Origin of the sequence: Plantibacter lichenum (genome assembly GCF_050587525.1) — a bacterium.
GTDB lineage: Bacteria > Actinomycetota > Actinomycetes > Actinomycetales > Microbacteriaceae > Plantibacter.
On record NZ_JBOBFT010000003.1, the window covers coordinates 257,968 to 280,135 of the forward strand.

General features: G+C 68.7%; 24 protein-coding genes and 1 other RNA gene. 17 read left to right on the forward strand and 8 right to left on the reverse strand.

The window, feature by feature from the left end:
* The first annotated feature begins 4 nt into the window (after positions 1–4).
* From kynA to ACQ3HB_RS06575, 6 genes are all read left to right on the forward strand, one after another.
* On the forward strand, positions 5–895 hold the full coding sequence (gene kynA / locus ACQ3HB_RS06550; RefSeq protein ID WP_430918834.1) for a tryptophan 2,3-dioxygenase: 891 nt from the start codon (positions 5–7) through the stop codon (positions 893–895).
* 5 nt (positions 896–900) lie between these two features.
* A complete protein-coding gene (locus ACQ3HB_RS06555) occupies positions 901–2,025 on the forward strand; it encodes an amidohydrolase family protein (RefSeq protein ID WP_430918836.1) in 1,125 nt (374 codons plus the stop codon).
* A complete protein-coding gene (locus ACQ3HB_RS06560) occupies positions 2,022–3,350 on the forward strand; it encodes a kynureninase (protein WP_430918838.1) in 1,329 nt (442 codons plus the stop codon). Before ACQ3HB_RS06555 ends, ACQ3HB_RS06560 begins: the two co-directional genes overlap by 4 nt.
* Positions 3,347–4,222: a PaaX family transcriptional regulator gene (locus tag ACQ3HB_RS06565; protein ID WP_430918840.1), complete on the forward strand. Its 876-nt coding sequence runs from the start codon at positions 3,347–3,349 to the stop codon at positions 4,220–4,222. Before ACQ3HB_RS06560 ends, ACQ3HB_RS06565 begins: the two co-directional genes overlap by 4 nt.
* A gap of 48 nt (positions 4,223–4,270) precedes the next feature.
* Complete coding sequence (locus ACQ3HB_RS06570; protein WP_430918843.1) at positions 4,271–5,194, forward strand: aldose 1-epimerase family protein; 924 nt, start codon at positions 4,271–4,273, stop codon at positions 5,192–5,194.
* Positions 5,195–5,337: 143 nt separating this feature from the next.
* Positions 5,338–5,544, forward strand: a complete 207-nt coding sequence (locus ACQ3HB_RS06575; RefSeq protein WP_430918845.1) for a hypothetical protein — start codon at positions 5,338–5,340, stop codon at positions 5,542–5,544.
* Positions 5,545–5,611: 67 nt separating this feature from the next.
* Here the strand turns inward: ACQ3HB_RS06575 and ACQ3HB_RS06580 are convergent, their stop codons facing one another.
* The 3 genes from ACQ3HB_RS06580 to ACQ3HB_RS06590 form a co-directional block, all read right to left on the reverse strand.
* Positions 5,612–5,791 carry a hypothetical protein gene (locus ACQ3HB_RS06580; RefSeq protein ID WP_430918847.1) on the reverse strand — a complete coding sequence of 60 codons (180 nt, stop codon included), beginning with the start codon at positions 5,789–5,791 and terminating at the stop codon, positions 5,612–5,614.
* Positions 5,792–5,892: 101 nt separating this feature from the next.
* Entirely contained in the window at positions 5,893–6,810 is a 918-nt protein-coding gene (locus ACQ3HB_RS06585; RefSeq protein WP_430918849.1) for a cation diffusion facilitator family transporter, read from the reverse strand.
* Positions 6,811–6,908: 98 nt separating this feature from the next.
* Positions 6,909–7,328 carry an organic hydroperoxide resistance protein gene (locus ACQ3HB_RS06590; protein ID WP_430918850.1) on the reverse strand — a complete coding sequence of 140 codons (420 nt, stop codon included), beginning with the start codon at positions 7,326–7,328 and terminating at the stop codon, positions 6,909–6,911.
* A 202-nt stretch (positions 7,329–7,530) separates the two neighbouring features.
* On the opposite strand from ACQ3HB_RS06590, the gene ACQ3HB_RS06595 reads away from it, so the two are divergent.
* The 4 genes from ACQ3HB_RS06595 (at position 7,531) to ACQ3HB_RS06610 (ending at position 11,001) form a co-directional block, all read left to right on the forward strand.
* Positions 7,531–7,707 carry a hypothetical protein gene (locus ACQ3HB_RS06595; protein WP_430918852.1) on the forward strand — a complete coding sequence of 59 codons (177 nt, stop codon included), beginning with the start codon at positions 7,531–7,533 and terminating at the stop codon, positions 7,705–7,707.
* A complete protein-coding gene (locus ACQ3HB_RS06600) occupies positions 7,704–9,497 on the forward strand; it encodes a glycoside hydrolase family 15 protein (RefSeq protein WP_430918854.1) in 1,794 nt (597 codons plus the stop codon). Before ACQ3HB_RS06595 ends, ACQ3HB_RS06600 begins: the two co-directional genes overlap by 4 nt.
* Positions 9,498–9,598: 101 nt before the next feature.
* A complete protein-coding gene (locus ACQ3HB_RS06605) occupies positions 9,599–10,399 on the forward strand; it encodes an SDR family NAD(P)-dependent oxidoreductase (RefSeq protein ID WP_430918856.1) in 801 nt (266 codons plus the stop codon).
* 56 nt (positions 10,400–10,455) lie between these two features.
* Complete coding sequence (locus ACQ3HB_RS06610; protein WP_430918857.1) at positions 10,456–11,001, forward strand: Dps family protein; 546 nt, start codon at positions 10,456–10,458, stop codon at positions 10,999–11,001.
* Positions 11,002–11,118: 117 nt separating this feature from the next.
* Here the strand turns inward: ACQ3HB_RS06610 and ACQ3HB_RS06615 are convergent, their stop codons facing one another.
* The 5 genes from ACQ3HB_RS06615 to ACQ3HB_RS06635 form a co-directional block, all read right to left on the reverse strand.
* On the reverse strand, positions 11,119–11,664 hold the full coding sequence (locus ACQ3HB_RS06615; protein WP_430918859.1) for a pentapeptide repeat-containing protein: 546 nt from the start codon (positions 11,662–11,664) through the stop codon (positions 11,119–11,121).
* A 516-nt stretch (positions 11,665–12,180) separates the two neighbouring features.
* The gene (locus ACQ3HB_RS06620; RefSeq protein WP_430918861.1) at positions 12,181–13,242 is read right to left on the reverse strand and encodes a YihY/virulence factor BrkB family protein; all 1,062 of its coding nucleotides are present in this window, start codon (positions 13,240–13,242) and stop codon (positions 12,181–12,183) included.
* On the reverse strand, positions 13,235–13,474 hold the full coding sequence (locus ACQ3HB_RS06625; protein ID WP_430918864.1) for a DUF3618 domain-containing protein: 240 nt from the start codon (positions 13,472–13,474) through the stop codon (positions 13,235–13,237). The genes ACQ3HB_RS06620 and ACQ3HB_RS06625 overlap by 8 nt, the downstream gene beginning before the upstream one ends.
* Positions 13,471–13,872, reverse strand: coding sequence for a phage holin family protein (locus tag ACQ3HB_RS06630; RefSeq protein WP_430918866.1), 402 nt, complete (start codon positions 13,870–13,872; stop codon positions 13,471–13,473). Before ACQ3HB_RS06630 ends, ACQ3HB_RS06625 begins: the two co-directional genes overlap by 4 nt.
* Before the next feature lie 261 nt (positions 13,873–14,133).
* Entirely contained in the window at positions 14,134–15,663 is a 1,530-nt protein-coding gene (locus tag ACQ3HB_RS06635) for a DHA2 family efflux MFS transporter permease subunit (protein WP_430918868.1), read from the reverse strand.
* A 315-nt stretch (positions 15,664–15,978) separates the two neighbouring features.
* On the opposite strand from ACQ3HB_RS06635, the gene ACQ3HB_RS06640 reads away from it, so the two are divergent.
* The 7 genes from ACQ3HB_RS06640 to rnpB all read left to right on the forward strand — a co-directional run bounded on the left by ACQ3HB_RS06640 (position 15,979) and on the right by rnpB (position 22,166).
* Positions 15,979–16,605 (forward strand): LysE/ArgO family amino acid transporter, encoded by a 627-nt coding sequence (locus ACQ3HB_RS06640; RefSeq protein WP_430918932.1) that lies wholly within the window; start codon positions 15,979–15,981, stop codon positions 16,603–16,605.
* 123 nt (positions 16,606–16,728) lie between these two features.
* Positions 16,729–17,943 (forward strand): acyl-CoA dehydrogenase family protein, encoded by a 1,215-nt coding sequence (locus ACQ3HB_RS06645; RefSeq protein WP_430918870.1) that lies wholly within the window; start codon positions 16,729–16,731, stop codon positions 17,941–17,943.
* Positions 17,937–19,358, forward strand: a complete 1,422-nt coding sequence (locus ACQ3HB_RS06650; protein WP_430918872.1) for a PIG-L family deacetylase — start codon at positions 17,937–17,939, stop codon at positions 19,356–19,358. Before ACQ3HB_RS06645 ends, ACQ3HB_RS06650 begins: the two co-directional genes overlap by 7 nt.
* Entirely contained in the window at positions 19,355–20,086 is a 732-nt protein-coding gene (locus ACQ3HB_RS06655; protein ID WP_430918874.1) for a glycosyltransferase, read from the forward strand. The genes ACQ3HB_RS06650 and ACQ3HB_RS06655 overlap by 4 nt, the downstream gene beginning before the upstream one ends.
* Before the next feature lie 76 nt (positions 20,087–20,162).
* A complete protein-coding gene (locus ACQ3HB_RS06660; protein WP_430918877.1) occupies positions 20,163–20,984 on the forward strand; it encodes a Nif3-like dinuclear metal center hexameric protein in 822 nt (273 codons plus the stop codon).
* A 37-nt stretch (positions 20,985–21,021) separates the two neighbouring features.
* On the forward strand, positions 21,022–21,756 hold the full coding sequence (locus tag ACQ3HB_RS06665) for a zinc ribbon domain-containing protein (protein ID WP_430918879.1): 735 nt from the start codon (positions 21,022–21,024) through the stop codon (positions 21,754–21,756).
* Between the two features lie 36 nt (positions 21,757–21,792).
* An RNA gene (gene rnpB / locus ACQ3HB_RS06670) (RNase P RNA component class A) lies at positions 21,793–22,166 on the forward strand.
* Positions 22,167–22,168 lie beyond the last annotated feature (2 nt).

Below are 22,168 nucleotides of genomic sequence, written 5' to 3' on the forward strand. Positions count from 1 at the left end.
ATGCATGACGACGAACGAACCGCAGCCGGCAACCGACGACGCGGTGCACGGGAACACGAGGGCGGTCGAGGACGACATCGTCACGGACTTCTCGAACCGGATGAGCTACGGCTCGTACCTCGGTCTCGACGAACTGCTCGGTGCCCAGCACCCTGTGAGCACGCCGGAGCACCACGACGAGCTGCTGTTCATCATTCAGCATCAGACGACCGAGCTCTGGTTGAAGCTCATGCTCCACGAGTTGCGCTCTGCGTGCGCCGCGCTCGCCGTCGACGATCTCGGAACGGCGCTCAAGCGCATCGCGAGGATCAAGCACATCCAGGAGACGATGACCCAACAGTGGTCCGTCCTCGCGACCCTGACACCGTCCGAGTACTCCGAATTCCGCTCGTTCCTCGCGAACTCGTCGGGGTTCCAGTCGTACCAGTACCGCGCCGTCGAGTTCCTGCTGGGGAACAAGAACCGGGCGATGCTGCAGGTCTTCGCGAGCGATCCCGTCGCCACGGCACTCCTCACCGAACTCCTCGAGGCGCCGTCGCTCTACGATGAATTCCTCCGGCACCTCGCGCGCGTGGGGTTCCCGATCCCGGCTGCGATCCTCGACCGGGACGTGACGCTCGCCCACACCTTCTCACCGGAGCTCGTGCCCGTGCTCGTCTCGATCTACGAGTCGGCGAACGACAACTGGCGCGTCTACGAGGCGTGCGAGGAACTCGTCGACCTCGAGGACAACTTCCAGCTCTGGCGATTCCGTCACCTCCGCACGGTGCAGCGCACCATCGGGATGAAGACCGGAACCGGTGGATCGAGCGGGGTGAGCTTCCTCGAACGCGCGCTGAGCCTGACGTTCTTCCCGGAGCTCTTCGCGGTCCGGACGGAGATCGGCAAGCAGTGAGCGGCGTGACCACGATGAGCGGGGACCGCCCCGCGACAGGATCGGAGGGCGCTCTCGCGGTGCTGGAGGTGCGGGTTCCCGCCGGATTCGACGCCCCAGGATCGGAGGCTCGATGGGCCGGCCCCAGCGTCCTCCGCATCGAGGCGTCGCGCGTCACGGCCGTCGTCCCAGCCGACGACTTCCGCGGGGACGTGGACACGAGCATCACCGGCACCGTGCTCCCGGGCTTCTGCGACGCCCACGTCCATCTCGGACTCGTCGATGCTGCAGCGCTCGTCGCGGGTGGCATCTCGCGTGTCGTCGACCTCGGCTGGGACCCACGTGTCGCCGCGGGCTGGACGAGGGACGTGACATCGTCCGCGCGCCCGGAGACCGCCATCGCCGGTGCGATGCTCACGGCCCCTGGCGGATACCCGTTGCTGTCCGGCTGGGCGCCGGCAGAATCGGTGCGGACGGTCGACTCCGCGGCCGACGCACGACGGGCCGTGCAGGAGATGGCGTCGTCGGGGGCGGCGCTCATCAAGGTCATGCTCAACACCGACGTCGGTCCCGTCTGGGACGACGACCTCCTCGCCGCCGTCGTCGCTGCCGCGCACGATGCAGCGCTCCCGGTGGCAGCCCACACGCAGGGCCTCGGCCAGGCGGCGCGGTCCTTCGCCGCCGGTGTCGATCTGCTGGCCCACACGCCGTGGACCGAACGGCTGACCGATGACGCGATCCGCACGATGGCGGGACGCATGGGCTGGATCAGCACCCTCGACATCCACGGCTGGGGCAACTCCGGGACCGACCATGCGATCGCCTCCAGCAACCTCGAACGGTTCGTCGCGTTCGGCGGTCGTGTCCACTACGGCACCGACCTCGGCAACGGGCCACTGCCGATCGGGCTCAACCCGCGGGAACTGAACGGTCTCGTCGGCATCGGGCTCGCGGGTGATCGATTGCTCGACGCGCTCGGCCACCCCGTCGCCCCTGGGTCGTTCGGACGGCGTGTCAACGTCGTATCGGGTCGACCGCCCGGAGACTCCACCGCGACCGTGGACTGGCTCCTCCAGAGCGAGTCCGTCGATCTCGCCGCGCTGCTCGCAGCCTCCGTCACCGCCGAAGGACAGGACAGAACCCACTCATGACCGCATCTCGACCCACACCCCGTGCCGCCAACCCGCAGACCGGCACCGAGCAGGGCATCGACGCCGAGGCGCTCGATGCGCGTGATCCACTCGCTTCCTTCGCGGAGCGGTTCATCCCGTCCGAGGACGTCGTCGCCTACCTCGACGGCAACTCGCTCGGTCGGCCGCTCCGCGTCACACCGGACCGCTTCGCCTCGTTCATCGCAGAGGACTGGGGGAGTCGGCTCATCCGCTCCTGGGACGAACAGTGGTTCGAACTCCCGCTCACGCTCGGCGACCGGATCGGCCGTGTTGCGCTCGGCGCGGCAGCGGGACAGACGGTCGTCGCGGATTCGACGACCGTCCTGCTCTACAAGCTCATCCGTGCCGCAGTGGACGGCCGTCCGGAGCGCAGGGAGATCGTCATCGACGACGACAACTTCCCGACCGACCGGTTCGTCGTCGAAGGCATCGCTGCGGAACGCGGACTCACGATCCGCTGGATCCGAACCGATCCGGCCACGGGCGTCCTCCCCGACCAGGTCGCCGCCGCCGTCAGCGCTCGGACCGCGGTCGTCGTGCTGAGCCAGGTCGCCTACCGCTCGGGCGCGCTCGCGCGAACCGCGGAGATCACCCGGATCGCGCACGATGCCGGCGCACTGGTGCTGTGGGACCTGTGCCACTCGGCTGGCGCGGTGCCGGTCGATCTCGACGCGTCGGGAGTCGATCTCGCGGTCGGCTGCACCTACAAGTACCTGAACGGTGGGCCGGGGGCGCCGGCGTTCGCGTACGTGAGGACCGGCCTTCAGGACGAGCTCGCGCAGCCCGTGCAGGGCTGGATGGGGGCAGACGACGTCTTCGCGATGGCGGAGCGCTACCGACCCGCGACGGGCATGCGCCGCTTCCTCAGCGGCACGCCGCCGGTCGTCGGGATGCTCGCGATGGCGGACATGCTCGACCTCATCGAGGAGGCGGGCATCGAAGCGATCAGGGCGAAGTCGCTGCTCCTGACGGAGTTCACGATTCGCTGGGCGGACGACCATCTGGCACCCCACGGCGTGACCGTGGTGAGTCCGCGCGATCCGGAGCTCCGCGGCAGCCACGTGACGCTTCGTCATCCGGCGTTCCGGGCCGTCACCGCCCGGTTGTGGAAGCAGGGAGTGATCCCCGACTTCCGCTCGCCGGACGGGTTGCGCATCGGCCTCTCTCCGCTCAGCACGACCTTCGTCGAGCTCGAGACCGGGCTGCGGGCCGTCGCGGACGCGCTCGCGCGTGAACAGGCGGATCCCGCCGCGCGACGTGAAGGGGACTCGGATGTCGGAGAGCGGGAGCGCGCCGGCTCATGACGCGCGTCCCCGATGACCTCGACGCCCGTCCCGGCAGCACGACGTCCCTCCTGCGGACGATCGTCGGCCTGTACCTCCGTCGCCTCGGCGGCTGGATAGCCGCCGCGGACTTCGTCGCGGTCATGGGGGAGCTGGGCGTGCAACCGGCGTCGTCGCGGACGGCGATCGCTCGGTTGAAGCAGAAACGACTGCTCCTCGCGGAACGCCACGACGGTGTGGCGGGTTACCGGTTGAACCCGGATGCAGAGCCCATGCTCGTCGCGGGGGACCGGAGGATCTTCGCCGTGACGAGGATGACCGCGGGCGACCCCTGGCGGCTCGTCTCCTTCACGATCCCGGAGGAACATCGGGCCGTCCGTCACCAACTGCGTCGTCGGCTGCGGGGGATCGGCTGCGGGACGGTCGCTCAGGGCCTGTGGATCTGCCCGGCGTTCCTCGGTGCGGAAGTGGACGAGATCATCGCCGAACTGGACGTCCGCGAGGCCGTGACGTCATTCGTGACGGCGGACCTCGCCGTCGCAGACTCCCTCGAACTGGCCGTGACCAGGTGGTGGGACCTCGAAGCGATCGCACGGCTGCACTCCGAGTTCGTCGAGGAGGCCGAGGCGCTGACCGGCGGGCTTGCCGACGGCGGCGCGTCTGCAACGGGGACGCACTCGACCAGTGCCCTCGCGAGCTACGTGCGCGGACTCGACCGCTGGCGTCCCATCCCGTACGTCGATCCCGGTCTGCCCCTCGAACTCCTGCCGGCCGACTGGCCGGGGCGCCGCAGCGCCGAGCTGTTCGACGAACTGAGTGATCGTTTCGCGGAAGCTGCATGGACGCACCTTCGTGAGCTGACGAGCCGGAGCGCGGTCACGGCCGGCGACTGAACAGCGCGCGTGCGCGTCCGGGAGCTCCTGCGGTCGTAGGCTGGGATCATGCGCGCCGTCACCGGAGAACAACACCGTCTGCACCACACCGGGCCGAAGGGCGAGGTGGCCGCGACGATCACGGCGCTGGCCGCCGGCATCCGCGAACTCTCCGTTGGCGGCGTCTCCCTCGTCGAGAGCTACGCGGAGGACTCGATCTCGCCCATGGGCTGCGGCATCGTGCTCGTCCCTTGGCCGAACCGGGTCCGCGACGGGAAGTGGGAGCTGGACGGCGTCACCCAGCAACTCGACGTGACCGAGGCCTCCACCGGCAACGCCTCGCACGGGCTCCTCCGGAACACCGGCTACACGGCGGCGGACCGTGCGGATGGATCCGTGCTGCTGACGGCCGAGGTCTTCCCACAGCACGGCTACCCGTTCCACCTCGAGACGTCCGTGAGCTACGTCCTGACCGACGACGGACTCGACGTGACCCACCGGATCATCAACCGCTCGGCCGCTGCGGCGCCCGTCGCGGTGGGCACCCATCCCTACCTCGCGTTCGGCGGTATCCCGACCGAGGACCTCGTGCTCACGGTCGACGCCGGCTCCTGGTTCGAGACCGACCGACAGCTCGTCCCCGTCGCAGAACACGACGTGTCGGGGACCGAGAACGACCTGCGCGGCGGTGTCCCCGTGCGGGGCATGGACCTCAACGTCGGCCTCGGCGCCGTGAACATCGTTGGCGGGACGAGTCGTCACCGGCTCACGGCGCCGGACGGACGCGCGGTCGAGCTCTGGGCGGACGACCAGTTCCCCTATCTGCAGGTCTACACACCGCACACGTTCCCGAAAGCGGACGGACCGGGCGTCGCTGTCGCGATCGAGCCGATGTCGGCGCCTGCGGGAGCTTTCAACTCGGGTCAGGGACTGCGGTGGCTGGCACCCGAGGAGTCGTGGACGCTCACGTGGGGCATCCGTCTCGTCGGCTGAGCGCGATTCGCGCAGGGAGACGCCTAGCCCGAGCTCGGACGTGCGGCCGCGCCGAACGGAGTAGTCCTGCAGGATGAGGCCGCCGCCGGAGGATGAGCCTCGCGTCCGATGTGTCGAGCGATCCCACGGCCGACACTTGACCTATGACCGCTCACCTCGCCGCTCCGACCTCGGACATCCGCACCATTCAGCCCAGACGCGACGCACACGAGCTTGGCAAGGTCGGCGCCTTCCTCGGCGTCCTCGCCGGGAACATCGTCCTGTGGGGTGCCGTGTCCGCCGCGATCGTCGGCACGCTGCTCCTGCAAGCCGTTGTCATCGGCATGGTCATCGCCTCGTTCGTGCGCTGAGCCGGCCGGTCGGAGGTCTGTTGGAGAGTCGACCGGCGCCGCGAACGGCGCCGCGAACGGCAGGGGACTAGTCGTCCTCGGCGTCGCGCTCCGCGTCGGTCGCCTCGGCCGCTTCCTCGAGCTGATCGGCGTCGGCGTCCGTCAAGAGATCCGGATCGCCCTCAGGGTCGAAGTCGCCGGGCAGTCCCGGGAGCATCTGCGACGGGTCCAGGTCCCTGATGCCTTCGTAGCCACCGAAATCGGTCATGATTCGCTCCTTCTGGTCGGTTCCCGCTCATCGCTGCGGTGCGCCCCACGCTAGGCGACACGTGTCGCAGTGGCAAGGGGTGGACTCGGCCCGCCAGAGCGTCAGTCGGCTCTCGGATGCAGTGAGGGCTCATCGGGGAGGGAGAGGGTGAGCACGGCCTCTGTGATGTACGGCAGCGTCTCGATGCGGGTCGCGATGCCGCGTAGCGTGACCGCCACCTCGCCTTCCGCGTGGTCGCCTGTGAGGTCGACGGCTGCCTGGAACGAGAACTGGTCGGGGCCGACGAATTCGAGGTGCAGATACGTCACTCGGTCGACGTGCTCGTCCGCGATGAGTCGGCGCAGCGCCTCCTCACGGAACGCGCTCGGGCCCGCTTCGCCGACGAGGAAGCGCCGGTTCCGGTCGATCAGGATGATCGCGACGATCCCCAGTAGGACGCCGACGAGGATGGAGCCGATCGCATCGTAGATCGGCGAACCGGTCAGCTGATGCGCCAGGACGCCGCCGAACGCGAGGGCGAGGCCGATGAGGGCCGCCGCGTCCTCGGCGAAGACGGCGCGCAGCGTCGTGTTCGACGTCGAGACGACGTGGTGGAGTGTTCCCTGACCGCGCTTCTCGGCGGACGAGCGCACCTGGCGGTAGGCCTGTGTGAACGAGACGCCCTCGAGCACCGCGGAGACGGCGAGCACGATGTAGGCGATCCCGTAGTTGTCCGCGGGTTCCGGGGCGAACAGCTCCTGCACGCCATGGGTGATCGAAACGGCTGCGCCCGCGGAGAAGAGTCCGAACGCGGCGAACATCGACCAGACGTATGCCTCTTTGCCGTAGCCCCGAGGATGCGCGGCATCACGGCGCCTGGCGGACCGACGCTCGGCGATGAGCAGGAACACCTCGTTGCCGGCGTCCGCCCAGGAGTGCGCAGACTCGGCGACCATCGAAGCGGAGCCGGTGAGGACAGCGGCTATCGTCTTCGCGATCGCGACGAGGATGTTCGCCGCGAACGCGATGACGACCGTCACCGAGCCCTTCGACTCGGTGGCGGTCGTCGTCCGGCCTGGCGGCCGGGTGTCGTTCTCGGTCAGTCTGCGACTCCGAATCGATTGATCGTGCGGGTCGACTAGTCGACGATGGAGAGGGTGACCTCGATGTTGCCGCGCGTTGCGTTCGAGTACGGGCACACCTGGTGCGCCTGGTCGACGAGCTGCTGCGCGACCTCGCGGGACACGTTGGGGATGTAGACGTCGAGCTCGACGGCGAGGCCGAATCCGCCCTCGCCGTTCGAGCCGATGCCGACGCTCGAGGAGACGGCCGCGTCGGTCGTGTCGAGCTTCTGCGGGCGAGCCACTGCGTGGAGCGCGCTCAGGAAGCATGCTGCGTAGCCTGCGGCGAAGAGCTGTTCCGGGTTGGTCCCCTCACCGGTTCCACCCATCTCCTTGGGGATGCGGGTGTCGAAGTCGATGAGGTCGTCCTCGCTCCGGACGTGGCCGTCGCGGCCTCCACCGGTTGCGTGGGCTACTGCTGTGTACACGATATCCATGCCTCCATCCTGCCACTCGGGCGGTCGCCCGCTTCCCTTCCTGGATGCTTCCTGCACATCTTCCCGATGTCGGCTCGTCGCCGTCCGCAACGCGCTTCGGAGGCCATGGCGCCGTGGGCCGGACATTGACGTGCTCTGCCCGATCCGACGCGAGTGCGCAAGCCCCTGTCTCGGATCGGAGGCCGTGGATAGCGTGGAGGACATGAGTGAAGAACGAAGCACTGGAGCGGACGCCGCCGACGAAGCAGCGATCCGCAAGGAGTACGGCATCCTGGGCGGGGACGCCGACGACGAGACGTCGGTCGAGGATGAGATCGACGGCGAAGAGGCGTTCCTTCCCGTCGCAGAACCGACCGACGGGCCTGCGCCCGCTCCGTGAACCGCGCTGAGCAGGTCGTGGACGGCGTGGACCTTCGGGACTACGCCGCGATCGGCGACGGCCGGACGATCGCGCTCATCGGGCGCCAGGGGCAGATCGACTGGATGCCGATCCCAGACCTCGATTCGCTTCCGGTGTTCGCGCGCCTACTCGACGACGGGAGCGGCGGCTGCATCGAGTTGCATCCGACCGCCGAGTACGAGATCACCAGACGATACATCCGCGGGACGAACGTGCTCGAGACGAAGTTCACCACCGCGTCAGGCGTCGCGAAGGTCACCGACGCGCTCGTGACCGGGGTCGCCGGACGCTTGCCGTGGGCGGAGCTCGCGCGACGCGTCGATGGCGTGAGCGGCAGCGTCGAGTTCACCTGGGCGGTACGTCCGGGCACCTCGCTCGGGACCGCATCGCCGTGGATCCAGCAGAGCACCCAGGGGGCGATCATCCGATCCGGAGCGACGACGATCGCGGTCACGGGGTCCGAGCACGGGCCGGCCTCACCCGAGCCCGACGGGACCGAGGGCCCCTCGCTCCCCGGCGGATTCAGGACCCGGACGGATTCCCGGCACCTGCTCGTGATCGTCGCGACGCACAGTGAACCGCTCCACCTGCCGGATCCGGCGATCGTGGACCGCGGCATCGACCGCACGATCGAGAACTGGCGTGCGTGGTCCCGCGAATTCTCCTACGACGGCCCGTGGGCGGCCCACGTGCAGCGGAGTGCCCTTGCGCTCAAACTGCTCATCCACAGTCCCACCGGGTCGATCGCCGCGGCGGCGACGGCGGCACTGCCCGAGAACCCGCGAGGCGGCAAGAACTGGGACTACCGCTTCGCCTGGGTGCGCGACCTCGCGTACACGGCCCACGCGCTCGTCCGCTTCGGACTGCGGGAGGAGACGCACGCGGCGATCTCCTGGCTCTTCCGTACGATCGACCGGCATGGACCGGAGCTGCACGTCGTCTACGCCCTGGACGGCGGACTGATGGGAGAGCCGGTCGAGCACGAGGTGCCGGGCTGGCGCGGCATCGGGCCCGTCGTCGTGGGGAATCCCGCGAGACGTCAACTGCAGCTCGGCGTGTACGGCGACCTCTTCGCCATCGCCCGCACCTATGTGGACGCCGGAAACGTGCTCGACGTCGAAACGGGTCGACTGCTCGCGTCCGTCGCGGACCGCACGTGCGACCTGTGGCGCAACCGCGACTCCGGGATGTGGGAGCTGCCGGACGAGCAGCACTACACCTCCTCGAAGATGGGGTGCTGGCAGGCGCTCGACGACGCCGTCCACCTCGCGGAGGTCGGCCAGGTCGCCGGCAGCTCCGAGCGGTGGAAGGTCGAACGCGAACGGATCCGGGGCTGGATCGAGACGGAGTGCTGGTCCGAGGACCTCGGCGCGTACGTCATGTACCCGGGTTCGACGGATCTGGACGCCTCCGTCCTCCTGCACGCTCCGAGCGGATTCGATCGGGGGGAGCGGATGTCGTCGACGATCGATGCCGTCACCGCCGAACTCGGACGCGGTGCGTTGCTCTACCGCTACTCGGGCGTCGAGCAAGAGGAGCACACCTTCGTCGCCTGCGCGTTCTGGCGTGCCTCCGCGCTCGCCTGCGTCGGACGCACCGACGAGGCGACCGCGGCGATGGACGACCTCGTCACACGGTCCAACGACGTCGGGATCTTCGCGGAGATGATCGCCGAGGAGGACGGCGCGTTCTGGGGCAACCTCCCTCAGGCGCTCAGCCACCTCGCGCTCATCACTGCCGCACTCACGATCGAGGAGCTCACCTCATGAGCGCGTTCCGACGGCGGATGCTCCGCACGCGAGGTGACGCAGTTCCCAACGCCGACCGGCTGACCGACTGACCGAACGAATGACACAGAACAGGAACTGACATGGATCTGGGAATCACCGGCAAGATCGCACTCGTGACCGGGGCCGACTCCGGCATCGGCTGGCACACGGCGCAGCGCCTCCTCGACGAGGGCGCCACGGTCGTGGTGAGCGATCTGGAGCAGGACGCGCTCGACGAAGCCGCCGGCGCGCTGGTGGCCGGTGACGGTGCGGTGCACGCCTTCGCCGCCGATGTGACCGATCGTGCCTCGCTCGCTGCACTCCACCGATCGGTCGCCGACGCCGTCGGGGAGATCGACATCCTCGTCCAGTCCGCCGGCGTGACCGGGGCGCAGGGACTCTTCCACGAGATCGATGACGAGGGCTGGACGAGCACGATCGAGATCGACCTGCTCGGTCCGGTCCGGCTCGTCAGCGAGTTCCTCCCCGACCTCCGGAAGGGCGGCTGGGGCCGGCTCGTGTTCCTCGCATCCGAGGATGCGGTGCAGCCGTACGACGACGAGCTCCCGTACTGCGCCGCGAAATCGGGGATCCTGGCCCTGTCGAAGGGCCTGTCCCGCTCCTACGCGTCGGAGGGCCTCCTCGTGAACGCGGTCTCGCCGGCGTTCATCAACACGCCTATGACCGACGCGATGATGGACAAGCGCGCAGAAGAGCGTCGCACCGACCGCGACGAGGCGATCGAGTCGTTCCTGGAGGAGGAACGTCCATACATGGAGCTGGGGCGCCGCGGCCGTCCCGAGGAAGTGGCTGACGTCATCGTCTTCCTCTGCTCCGATCGCGCGTCGTTCGTGAACGGCTCCAACTACCGCGTCGACTCCGGATCGGTCGCAACGATCTGATCCGGTGGGCGTTCGCGCCCGACCCACAACCCAACCGCAGCATGGAAGGACACGAGATGACGAACACACTCGATCGCACGACGGAAGCTCCCAAGGGCGGCGGAGCGAAGCTCACCAGGCGCCAGAACGCCGAGCGCGGTTTCAAAGCCTCGAAGGCGCTGACCGACGACCTCCAGCGCGTCCTCGTCGACCTCATCGAACTGCACCTGCAGGGCAAGCAGGCGCACTGGAACGTCGTGGGGAAGAACTTCCGCGACCTCCACCTGCAGCTCGACGAGATCATCGACGCGGCGCGTGAGTTCAGCGATGTCGTCGCTGAGCGCCTCCGTGCCCTGCACGCCGTGCCGGACGGACGTTCCGACACGGTCGCGGCCACGACGACGCTTCCCGAGTACCCGAACGGCGAGGTCGACACGGCTGAGACCGTCGACCTCATCACGGCGCGTCTCGAAGCGACCGTCGGGACGATTCGGGACGTGCACGACGACGTCGACGAGCAGGACCCGACGAGCGCGGACATCCTGCACGGCATCATCGAGAAGCTCGAGCAGTACGCCTGGATGGTGAGCGCGGAGAACCGGAAGCCGGCGAAGTCGCGCTGACCTCTCTTCAGAGCGATGCGACCTCCGTTCCCGAGCAGGGGACGGAGGTCGCGTCGTTGCCGGCGCGACCCGTGCAGGCCAACTGCGCCGGAGTCCAACGGCGCCGCAGCGCAGCGGTCAGGCGAGCAGCCAGTGAGATGGCGCATCGAGGTCGACGGGCAGTCGCGTCGCCTGATCGCCTCGAGCGGCGTTGACCTGCATCTGCGTCAGGTAGAGCGCCGTCGACAGGTCTGCGCCATCGAGACGCGCGTCCCTGAGGTCCGCACCGAGGAGATCCGTTGCCGTGAGGTCACCGCCTCGCAGATCCGTGGCGATCAGCGACGCGCCTCGGAGGTCCGCCGCGCAGAGCCGCCGTGACCGCAGATCACGTCCGATGAGATCCGCTCTCGGCCGCAGCTCCTCGTCCGGATCCTCATCAGCCGCGCCGAACGAGGCCCGGACCTCCTCGCTGACCTCGATCAGGACCGATCGCACGCGCGCTTGCAGCTCTGCGAGATCGGCCGCGAGCAACCCCTCGAGCTCGCCCCGGACGAGCTGTTCGATCGTGCCCCGCAGTGAGGCCGCCTGCTGGGCAGCGTCGAGATCGAACGCTCGCTCCTGCGCCTCCGCGAGGTACCACAACAGCTCGTGGAGTTGGCGCGCTGCCGCGAACGCGGCGAACATCTCCTCCCGGGAATCCGGATCGTCGCGCCAGCTCCTCCCGCCGAAGAAGCCCTGAGAAACGTTCTGACCGGCCCCGAAGCAATCGAAGACGGTGCAGCCGCGGAATCCTCTCGGGCGCAGGCTTGCATGGATCGAGCAGGAGAAGTCCGTCGCCAGGTTGTGGCAGGGAGAGCCGGGCTTTTTGTCGATCGGGAAGTCGGCGGAGCGGGTGAATCCGAGCGCCGTGCAACACAGCGCGAAGCAGTTCCCACAGTCGGGACGGAGGGACGGACGGGTGAGTGGGAGTGAAACGGGGTCGTTGGATCGACCTGAAGTCATGATGTGCGTCTTTCCAGTTCGTGCGTGCAGAACAGTGGCCGAGGTCTGTGGGAGCTCCGCTTGGAGCTCCCTACTCGGGCACACAGAATCACCGCTCCTCGCTTCGGAGCGCACTGGAATCGCTGAATGGTCTCTGGGTCACAGAGAAGAATGGATGAGCACTGCCTTCAGAATAGCCGCGGAGTCACCGGAGCGCGATCAGTCCTCGCGGTCCGCCAGAGCCTGTTCGCGGACCCGCTTGCCCTCGAGCGTGTCCTTCGCCGCCTTGTCGGCCAGCGTTCGGATCGCATCGTCTGACCGCAACGGCACCTGCAGCCGTTCCTCCGCCCTGATGCCCGACGCCAACTGCCGACCCCGTTCGAGCTCGATGTCGAGCTCCGCACCGTAGAGGAGCGCATTGTTCGCGATCCACAACCAGAGGAGGAAGATCACGATGCCGGCGAGCGAGCCGTACGTCTTGTCGTAGTTCGCGAAGTTCGCGAGGTAGAACCCGAAGGCGAGCGACGCCACGACGAGCACGAGCAGCGCTGCAGCAGCACCGAAGCTCACCCAGCGGAAGCGCGGGGGTTTGACGTTCGGCGTGGCGTAGTAGAGCACCGCGATGACGAAGACGACCGCGACCGCGATGATCGGCCACTTCACGATCGACCAGACGACGAGCACGGTGTCGCCCAGACCGAGCGCGGAACCGACGGCCTTGGCAACCGGTCCGGACACGATGAGGGCAACGCCGATGAGCGAGATCACGACGAGCACGACAGCGGTCACGCCGAGCTGCACAGGACGGAGCTTCCAGATCTTCCGGCCCTCTTCAACGCCGTACATGCGGTTGAGAGCGCGGCCGAACGCGCCGACGTACCCGGAGGCGGACCAAAGGGCGCCGGCGATGCCGATGACGAGCGCCCAGCCGATCGCGGGGGACTCGACGAACTGCTGCACGATGTCTCGGACGAAGCCGATGCTCGACTCCGGCGCGAGTTGTCCGGCGATGTCGAGCAGCGCATCGGTTCCCTGCTTGCTCTGTCCGAAGAGTCCGAGGATCGAGACGAGCGCGAGAACGGCTGGGAACAGGGAGAGGACGGAGAAGTAGGTCAGCCCGGCCGCGAGATCCGTGCACTTGTCCGATGTGAATGCGTGCAGGGATCGTTTGAGGACGAAGGCCCAGGGGAGGTGCTGATGCTTGGCTGGAGAGGAATCGGCTGCTTCGTCGGCGTGCGGGGCGTCATCACGCCAGCCCGACGTCCTGGTCGGTTCACCCACGGTGACCCCGCGTCGATCGCCAGATGATGACACCCGTCGCGGCGACCGCGACACAGGCGGCGATCACGAGGGAGGTGGGGACGTGCGCGCGCACCGCGGTGCGGACGTCGAATTTCTGGAAGAGGAGGTCGAGCGTTTCAGCGAGATGCTCGCGCGTCTGCTCCACGTCGAGCTGCAGGCTGTTGAGCCCCGCGCCGTCCGGGAGCTGTGGCCTCGTGCCGTCGTCGGTCATGCTGCGTCCTCGTCTCGTGCACGGGTGCCGTGCGAAGTCGGGTCTGTGTGGTCGTCATCGTCGCGATGCTGTCCGATGCCGAGCGCTTCGAGCGAGCGCTCCGGCACGGGCTTCGCGCCCTTCTTGAGCTTGTTGACGCCGATGAGGGCCAGGACGACGGCGATGAGGATGAGTGCGCCGCCGACGATGAGCGCTGCCAGCCAGGCCGGCATCACGAGCGCGAGACCGAGGACGGCCGCCGCGAGCAGTGTGCCGAAGCCGAACAGGACCAGGATCAGGGCGCCGACGAGCAACCCGGCGCCGACCCCGAGGCTCTTCGCCTTCGCGCCCATCTCCGCTTTCGCGAGGGCGATCTCGCCCTTCACGAGCCGAACCGTGTCGTCACGGAGGTCCGTCACGAGCTCCTTGATCGACGGGAGGTCCCGCCTACTGCGCCGGGAGCCCGGGCTCGAGTGATGGGGAGTGCTCGGCCGGGTGCCGGAAGTCGTTCGCCGTGGGTCGGTCATCGCATGGCCCTTTCGTCGTCAGCTTCCAGCCAACGCGATCAGGACCGACGTCACAAGGGGTTGACAGCCGTGGGGCGCCCCGAAAGACGCCCCACCCGTTGTTGTGACTGCCGAGCGATTCCCAGCCGAGCAGTTCTGGCCGGTCGCTCCCGGTCAGTGTCCGACGGCCGCGGCTCCGGGTTCCGGAGCGGCCTTCCGGAGGAAGAACGCGCCCACGATCGCGACCATCGAGATGATCGCGCCCGCGAAGAACGCTGAACGGACGCCGCCTGCCGTCGCTGCCTCGAGCGAAGCCCCGTTGGACGTGAGCGTGGCCGATGCCGCAGCCATGATCGTGACGAACAGCGCCGTTCCAGCCGCGCCGGCGACCTGCTGCACGGTGCCCACGATCGCGCTCGCGTGGGAGTACAGCTTGGGTCGCACCGCGCCGAGCGCCGAGGTGAAGAGCGGGGTGAAGAGGAGCGCGAGCCCCAGGCTGAGCGTCAGGTGCGCGGCGAGGAGGAACATCGGGGATGTCTGCTCGGTCACGGTCGTGAGCGCCCAGAGCACGCCGCTCACGATGATCGACCCCGGCACGACGAGCGGCGCCGGGCCGATGCGGTCGTAGAGACGCCCGACGAACGGCGCCAGCAGACCCATGAGCAGGCCCCCTGGCAGCAGGAGCAGACCCGTCTGGACGGGCTCGAGACCGATCGCCTCCTGCATGTAGATGGGCAGCAGGATGAGCGTTCCGAAGAGCGCGATCATGCTCGCGATCATCATGGCGACGGCGACCGTGAAGTTGAGGGACAGGAAGGTCCGGAGATCGAGCAGCGCGCGGTCCGTGCGCTGCAGGACGAGCTGTCGCAGCACGAAGACCGTGAGGGAGGCGACGCCGATGCCGAGCGCGATCCACATGGGCGCCGCCGAGCCGCCGGAGCCGCCCGTGCCCTCACCGATCCGACTCAGCCCGTAGATGAGGCCGCCGAATCCGAACGCAGACAGGATGACCGACGACACGTCGAGCGGGACGCGCTTCGGCTCCGAGACGTTCTCGACCCGACGGATGCCGATCACGAGCATGATGAGCGCGATCGGCAGGACGATCCAGAACATCCACCGCCAGCCGAGCGTGTTGAGGATGACGCCGGAGATCGTGGGGCCGATGGCCGGCGCGACGGAGATCACGATCGAGACATTGCCCATCGTGCGGCCGCGCGACGCGGCTGGGACCAGGTTCATGATGGTGGTCATGAGCAGCGGCAGCATGATCGCAGTGCCCGACGCCTGGATCACCCGTGCGACGAGGAGCACTTCGAAGCCGGGTGAGAGCGCTGCGAGCAGCGTCCCCGCGGAGAACAGCGACATGGCCGCGATGAAGATGGGGCGGGTGGCGAACCTTTGGAGCAGGAATCCCGTGATCGGGATCACGACGGCCATCGTCAGCATGAACGCCGTGGTGAGCCACTGGGCCGCACGGGCGTCGATCCGGAGGTCGACCATGAGTGCGCGGATGGCGACACCCATGATCGTCTCGTTGAGGATGACGACGAAGGTCGCGGCGAGGAGCAGCCAGATGACGCGATTGTTGCGAGCGGTGTGGTCGACGGATGCGGGGGCCGCGTCCGGAGCTGACTGACGCAGGGGCGACGAGCCGACGGCGGTGTCCGCGGTCGTCTGATCGGTGTCGAATCGTTCGGTCATGGGATCCAGTCCTGGGTCGACACGACGGCGCTCGGGCCGGTCGTGGAAGTGGAGTGGTGCTGTGAGTCGAGAGGGGCGAAGGGTCGGGAAGGCGTGCGCCCCCGGGAGGAGTGACAGCGGCAGCGGTCACAGACGGCGGCGCGTCCGATGCAGATGCCAACGGAACCCCAGCGGTTGCTATTCCGCTGGATCCGAACTGTTTCGAGGAGAGTGAGCGCCACCGACATCGAGGTCGCGGAGAGCGAACGCATCGGGTTCCTGCGGCCTGCGGCCCTCGAACTGGCGCGGGAGCCCGCGGTCTCCTATGGTCAGGAGGTGCCTCCTGCGACCGACCTCCTGCAAGCCGGCGTCGCCGGGCTCGGGTTGGGTTTCTCGCTCATCGTCGCGATCGGTGCGCAGAACGCCTTCGTGCTGCGCCAGGGCATCAAGCGCGAGCACGTCCTGCCGGTCGTCCTGGTCTGCGCGCTCTCGGACGCGATCCTGATCCTCGCGGGGATCACGGGCATCGGGTTCGTCGTCGAGCGGTTCCCCGTGGCGCTCGTGGTGCTGCGCTGGGTGGGCGCCGCCTTCCTCATCGGATACGGCCTGCTCGCCGCGCGTCGAGCGCTCCGGCCGGAGGCGCTCGTGCCGGATGCTGAGCGCGCTCCGTCGCGGTTGTGGCCGACGATCTTCACCGTGCTCGCGCTGACCTGGCTGAACCCGCACGTGTACCTCGACACGGTCCTGCTGCTCGGGTCCATCGCGAGCACGCACGGTGAGCAGGGCAAGTGGGCGTTCGGGGCCGGTGCCGTGGTCGCGAGCATCGTCTGGTTCTCGGCACTCGGCTTCGGGGCGAGGCTGCTCCGCGGCGTCTTCGCGAAACCGATGTCGTGGCGGATCCTCGACGGTGTCATCGCCGTCGTGATGATCCTCCTCGCAGTGCTGCTGCTCGTGCGCGACTGAGCCCGCGTGCGGGAACATCGCATCTGGGGTCGGTTCGGCTGCTGTCAAGCCCCGAATGAATGACCCGGGGTGCCTCTACGCTCGACGAACGCCGACGCCACGTCGGACAGCCGAGGAGCAGATGTGACGAGTGAGCAGCGGACGCCCGCCAGACGCCGGGTGGTCGTGGCGCCGTCCGGGCAGAGCTCGTGGGACGCGACCACGACCGATGCCTTCGCGGCTGTGCCGGAGTCGAGCGCGTCGCTCGACGACGTCCTCGCCTGGGCCGTTGAGGTGGGGACGCGCATTCCCCTGCCCGGGTCCGGTCGGACGTTGGAACGGTGGGAGTTCCTCGCTTCCGTCGCCGCCCACGATGTCGGTACGAGCCGGATCCTGGAGCCGCACCTCGACGCCATCGCGATCCTGATCGAGGCGAGATCCGAGGACGTCGAGCATCCCCGATCGCCTGCGCGCGGCGGCAGCCGTTCCCGCGCGGATTCTGGTGCGGAGTCCCAGGTCGTCGACACTGTCGAGCGTCTGCTGGACGCGACGGCGAACGGTGCTTCGTGGGGCGTGTTCGCCTCAGGCGGTCCGGCATCCACGCTTGCAGCGACGCAGCACGGTGACGAGTGGCGGTTGACCGGAAGGAAGCCCTGGTGCTCGCTCGGTGCAGTGCTCTCCCACGCGCTGGTGACCGCATCGACGCCTTCCGGCGATTCGCGCCTGTTCGCCGTGGACCTCGGGCAAGACGGCGTCCGAGCGCACACCGGCCCCTGGATCGCTCGCGGTCTTCGAGAGGTCGTGAGCGCGCCGATCGATTTCGACGGCGTTCGAGCGACGCCCGTCGGCGCGGAGGGGTGGTACCTGGCGCGTCCGGGATTCGCCTGGGGCGGGATGGGCGTCGCCGCGTGCTGGTTCGGTGGCGCGGTCGGAGTGGCTCGGGCCCTCTCGGAGACGTGGACGCATCGAGAGCCGGATGCCCTGCACGATGCCGCCACGGGCGCGATCGACGTCCTGCTTCAGACGAGTGGGGGGATGCTCGGCTCGGCGGCATCGATCATCGACCGTGGCGCATCCGCGTCCGCGACCTCGCACGGTTCGCGGGCTGAACCGGAACAGGAATCACTATCCGTTTCGCCGTCGATCCTGATGAAACGCGTGCGAGGCGCCGTCGCGCCATCTGTCGCCACGATCATCGAACGAGTGCAACGGGTGCTCGGACCGGGTCCGTCGACGACCGACGAGGCCTTCGCGAAACGCGTCGCCGATCTGCAGCTGTATCTCGCCCAGCACCACTGGGAGCGGGACGACGCCTCGCTCGGCCGGGGACTCAGAGCGCTCGGGCGGTCCCCGTGGTGAGCTTCGACCACCGTGATCGCGGCACGCTCGAGTCGGAGTGGTTGGCGGACGAGCGGTTCACCTCGTTGCGGAGCATTGATCCGGATCCGGACGTGCTCGTGGTCCTCGCCGCGCACCCCGACGACGAGACGCTCGGTGCGGCCGCCCTCATGGCGATGTCCGCGAGGCGAGGTGCTCGACTGATCGTCGTCGTGGCGACCGACGGGGAAGGGTCCCATCCGGAGTCCTCGACGGTCACTCCGGAGCGGCTGGCGTCCGTCAGACGTCGCGAGGTGACCGCCGCGGTCCGATCGCTCGCGCCGGATGCCGTCATCGAGTTCCTGGGACTCCCCGACGGAGCGCTTCGTGAGGAGCGGCTCGATCTGTCCGGACGGTTGGCGGCGATCCTCGACGCCGCGGTCAGCCGCGCGGCGCGACCGCTTCTCGTGGCTCCGTGGCGCGGCGACGGGCATCGCGACCACCGAATCGCCGGCGAAGTCGCGGCCGAACTCGCCGGAGCGCGCGACATCGACCTGTTCGAATACCCGATCTGGTTGTGGCACTGGTCGGCGCCTGGCGATGCAGCGATGCCCTGGGACCGGTTGCGCGTGTTGCCGGTCGGTGACGGCGCCCGCGCGGCGAAACGGACGGCCCTCGCCGAGCACCACAGCCAGGCCGAGCCGTTGTCGGAGCTGCCGGGTGACGAGGCCGTACTCGGTGCCGAGATGCAGCGGCACTTCGATCGGCCGTTCGAGACGTTCGTGGTCGCGGAGCGGGCCACGACCACTGGTGTCACCGTGTCTTCACCGTCTCACGACGCGTCACCTGCGCCATCGCTCGGGGCCGAGTTCTTCGACGAGTTCTACGAGGGACGTTCCGACCCGTGGGGCTTCGAGACCCGCTGGTACGAGGCGCGGAAGCGTGCGATCACGCTCGCGGCGCTCCCGGACGAGCGATACGGGGACGTCCTGGAGATCGGTTGTTCGACGGGCGTGCTCTCCGCGGAGTTGGCGATGCGGGCGGATCGCCTCCTCGCCGTGGACATCTCCGAAGCACCGCTCGAGCGCGCTCGGGAACGGCTCGCCGGACGCGACGACGTGCGTTTCGAGCGCCACGCGACACCGCGGGAGTGGCCGACGGGGCTCTTCGACCTCATCGTCCTCTCCGAGGTCGGGTACTACTGGGGCCCCGCGGATCTCGAGACCGCGATCGACCACACGCTCGCCTCCCTCGCGCCGGACGGCGTCCTCCTGACCTGCCACTGGCGGCACGAGGTCCCGGAGTACCCGCTCGACGGCGATCGTGTGCACGCGGCCATCGGAGCCAGGGATGACCTCGTCCGCATCGTCTCGCACGTCGAAGAGGACTTCCTCCTCGAGGTGTTCACCAGGCCGCCGGCGCGTTCGGTCGCCAGACGGACGGGGCTCGTCTCATGACCGGGCGCATCCTCGGCGTCGCCGTGGTCGTGCCGGTCCACGACGAGGAGGAACTGTTGCCGCGCTGCATCGCATCCGTTCGAGGGGCGGTTGCGCGACTCGATGCCGCATCTCCGGTATCGGCCCAACTCGCCGTGGAAGTCGTGCTCGTGCTCGACGCGTGCACGGACGGATCGGGTCGGCTCGCTGACGCATCAGGGTTCACCGTTCTCCGGACGGACCATCGTGCGGTCGGGGCGGCGCGTGCCGCGGGTGTCGCGGTAGCGCTCGAACGACTCGGCATCGAGGACTCGTCACGGATGTGGACGGCGCACACCGACGCCGACTCCGCCGTTCCCGCGCACTGGCTGGTGTCGCAGCTCGCATCCGCGGACCAGGGCGTCGACCTCGTCGTCGGGACGGTCCGGCCCGATCCGGCCGACCTCACGGCGGCCCAGTGGACGGCGTGGCGACGCACGCACCGCCCCGGGGAGGCCAACGGGCACGTTCACGGGGCCAATCTCGGAATCCGCGCGGATCGGTATCTCGCGGCTGGCGGATTCGACCCGGTCCCGGAGCACGAGGACAACCTGCTGGTCCGGCGGCTCCGCGACGCCGGCATCCTCGAGCAGGCGACGGACGACGCCTGGGTGCTGACCTCCGGCCGGTTCATCGGACGGAGCCCGGGCGGCTACGCGCGCCACCTCTCCGAGACCCTCGTGGAGCAGCCGGGCCTCGCGCTCGGTTGACCTCGTCGCCACGCCACCGGAGCAGCGCCGCGAGACGTGCGCAGACCACGGCGCCTCGTCTCGGTAGGCTGGTTCCGTGCCGTACACGCTGCGTGAAGTCAACAGGATCATCGAACACCACTGGCCGCTCTCGGGTGCGTCGAGCTGGGACGCTCCGGGCCTCCTCGTGGGCGATCCCGACCAGGAGGTGGGAGGCGTCTTGCTTGCGGTCGACGCCGTCGCCGCGACGGTCGATGAAGCCGTCTCGACCGGTGCCGACCTCCTGCTCGTGCACCACCCCCTGCTCATGCGTGGCGTGACCACGGTCGCGGAGGACCGCTATAAGGGTGCGCTCATCGCGAAGCTCATCCGAAGCGGGACCGCACTCGTGGCGGCGCACACGAATGCCGACGTCGTCGACGACGGGACCTCCGATGCGCTCGCGAACCGCCTCGGCCTCATCGGCACGACCCCGATCGAGCCGGCCGCGGACGGCGTGACCGGGATCGGCCGGGTCGGAGACCTCCCCGCTCCGCTGACGCTCGGACAGATCGCCCGCGAACTCGCCGCCGTCCTGCCGCCCACCGCGAGCGGCGTCCGCGCGTCGGGCGACTACGACCGACCGATCACCCGCATCGCCGTGTGCGGGGGAGCGGGCGACTCGCTCCTCGGGAACCCGGCCGTGGTCGGTGCCGACCTGTACGTGACCGCAGACCTCCGCCACCACCCCGCATCCGAAGCCCGTGAACAGGCGATCCTGACCGGGAACGGCCCCGCGCTCATCGACGTCTCGCACTGGGCGAGCGAGTGGTTGTGGCTCGACCTCGCGGCCGAGGCCCTCCGCGAATCGCTCCCCGGACTGACGGTCGCAGTGAGCGAACTGCGGACGGACCCGTGGGACTTCGTCGTGACGCAGTGAGGGCCGGTAGTGTGATCAGTCGACAGTTTGGAACAACGTGAAAGCCAGCTCCGCAGACCAGAAGACCCTGCTCACCCTCCAGGGCATCGACACCGGCGTGCAACGCGCCGCCTACCGCGCGGGACACCTCCCCGAGGAGACGCGGATCGCCGAGCTCCAGAAGGAGGTCGAGACCGTCCGTCTGAAGCACATCGAGCGCGTCGGCGTCCGTGAAGACGCCCGCACCGAACTCGGTCGCCTCGAGTCCGACGTGACGACCGTCGAAGCACGTATCAAGCGTGACACCGATCGCATCCAGACGTCCACGTCCGTCAAGGACGTCGAAGCGCTGCAGAGCGAGCTCGCCTCCCTGCAGAAGCGTCAGAACGACCTCGAGGAGATCGAGCTCACGGTCATGCAGCGCGTCGAGGACGCGGAGGCCGGAGTCGCTGAGGCGGAGAGCGAACGCAAGGGCCTCCAGGAGCTCCTGGACGAGGTCATCGCGAAGCGCGACGTGCAGCTCGTCGAACTCCGTGCGGAGCAGGAACGCCTCGAGGCCGACCGAGCCTCGATCGTCCCCGGCATCCCCGCCGAGCTGTTCGCACTCTACGAGCAGCGCCGGACCCGCGGCGGAACCGGTGCCGCGCTCTTCCGCGCCGGCACGTGCGGTGCGTGCAACATGACGCTCAACGGCAACGACCTCGCGACCGTCCGGTCCGCGGGTGACGACGACGTCGTCCAGTGCCCCGAGTGCAGTGCGATCCTCGTCCGTACGAACGAGTCAGGTCTCTGAGTCCTCTCGGCGCCCCGGTAGACTGTCCGATGTGAACGGGCCGGCCAGGCGGTCGCGTCATCGGAAGCCCTTCGGGGTCGACGATGCCGAGGAACGTCCGGGCTCCACAGAGCAGGGCGGTGGGTAACACCCACCCGGGGCAACCCGCGAGACAGTGCCACAGAGAACAGACCGCCGCAGGCGACTGCGGTCAGGGTGAAACGGTGGGGTAAGAGCCCACCAGCGACCGGGGTGACCCGGTCGGCTCGGTAAACCTCGTCCGGAGCAAGGTCAACAGGGAACGCTGAGGCTGCTCGCCAAGTTCCCGGGTAGACCGCTAGAGGGCTGCGGCAACGTAGTCCCGAGAGAGATGGCCGTCCGATGCGCTTCGTGCGCAGAGACAGAACCCGGCGTACCGGCCGACCCGTTCACA

Coding starts and splice junctions, on each gene's coding strand:
- kynA (WP_430918834.1), top strand. CDS start 5: ATGACGACGAACGAACCGCAGCCGGCAACCGACGACGCGGTGCACGGG.
- ACQ3HB_RS06560 (WP_430918838.1), top strand. CDS start 2,022: ATGACCGCATCTCGACCCACACCCCGTGCCGCCAACCCGCAGACCGGC.
- ACQ3HB_RS06565 (WP_430918840.1), top strand. CDS start 3,347: ATGACGCGCGTCCCCGATGACCTCGACGCCCGTCCCGGCAGCACGACG.
- ACQ3HB_RS06570 (WP_430918843.1), top strand. CDS start 4,271: ATGCGCGCCGTCACCGGAGAACAACACCGTCTGCACCACACCGGGCCG.
- ACQ3HB_RS06575 (WP_430918845.1), top strand. CDS start 5,338: ATGACCGCTCACCTCGCCGCTCCGACCTCGGACATCCGCACCATTCAG.
- ACQ3HB_RS06580 (WP_430918847.1), bottom strand. CDS start 5,791: ATGACCGATTTCGGTGGCTACGAAGGCATCAGGGACCTGGACCCGTCG.
- ACQ3HB_RS06590 (WP_430918850.1), bottom strand. CDS start 7,328: ATGGATATCGTGTACACAGCAGTAGCCCACGCAACCGGTGGAGGCCGC.
- ACQ3HB_RS06595 (WP_430918852.1), top strand. CDS start 7,531: ATGAGTGAAGAACGAAGCACTGGAGCGGACGCCGCCGACGAAGCAGCG.
- ACQ3HB_RS06605 (WP_430918856.1), top strand. CDS start 9,599: ATGGATCTGGGAATCACCGGCAAGATCGCACTCGTGACCGGGGCCGAC.
- ACQ3HB_RS06610 (WP_430918857.1), top strand. CDS start 10,456: ATGACGAACACACTCGATCGCACGACGGAAGCTCCCAAGGGCGGCGGA.
- ACQ3HB_RS06615 (WP_430918859.1), bottom strand. CDS start 11,664: ATGTTCGCCGCGTTCGCGGCAGCGCGCCAACTCCACGAGCTGTTGTGG.
- ACQ3HB_RS06625 (WP_430918864.1), bottom strand. CDS start 13,474: ATGACCGACGACGGCACGAGGCCACAGCTCCCGGACGGCGCGGGGCTC.
- ACQ3HB_RS06635 (WP_430918868.1), bottom strand. CDS start 15,663: ATGACCGAACGATTCGACACCGATCAGACGACCGCGGACACCGCCGTC.
- ACQ3HB_RS06655 (WP_430918874.1), top strand. CDS start 19,355: ATGACCGGGCGCATCCTCGGCGTCGCCGTGGTCGTGCCGGTCCACGAC.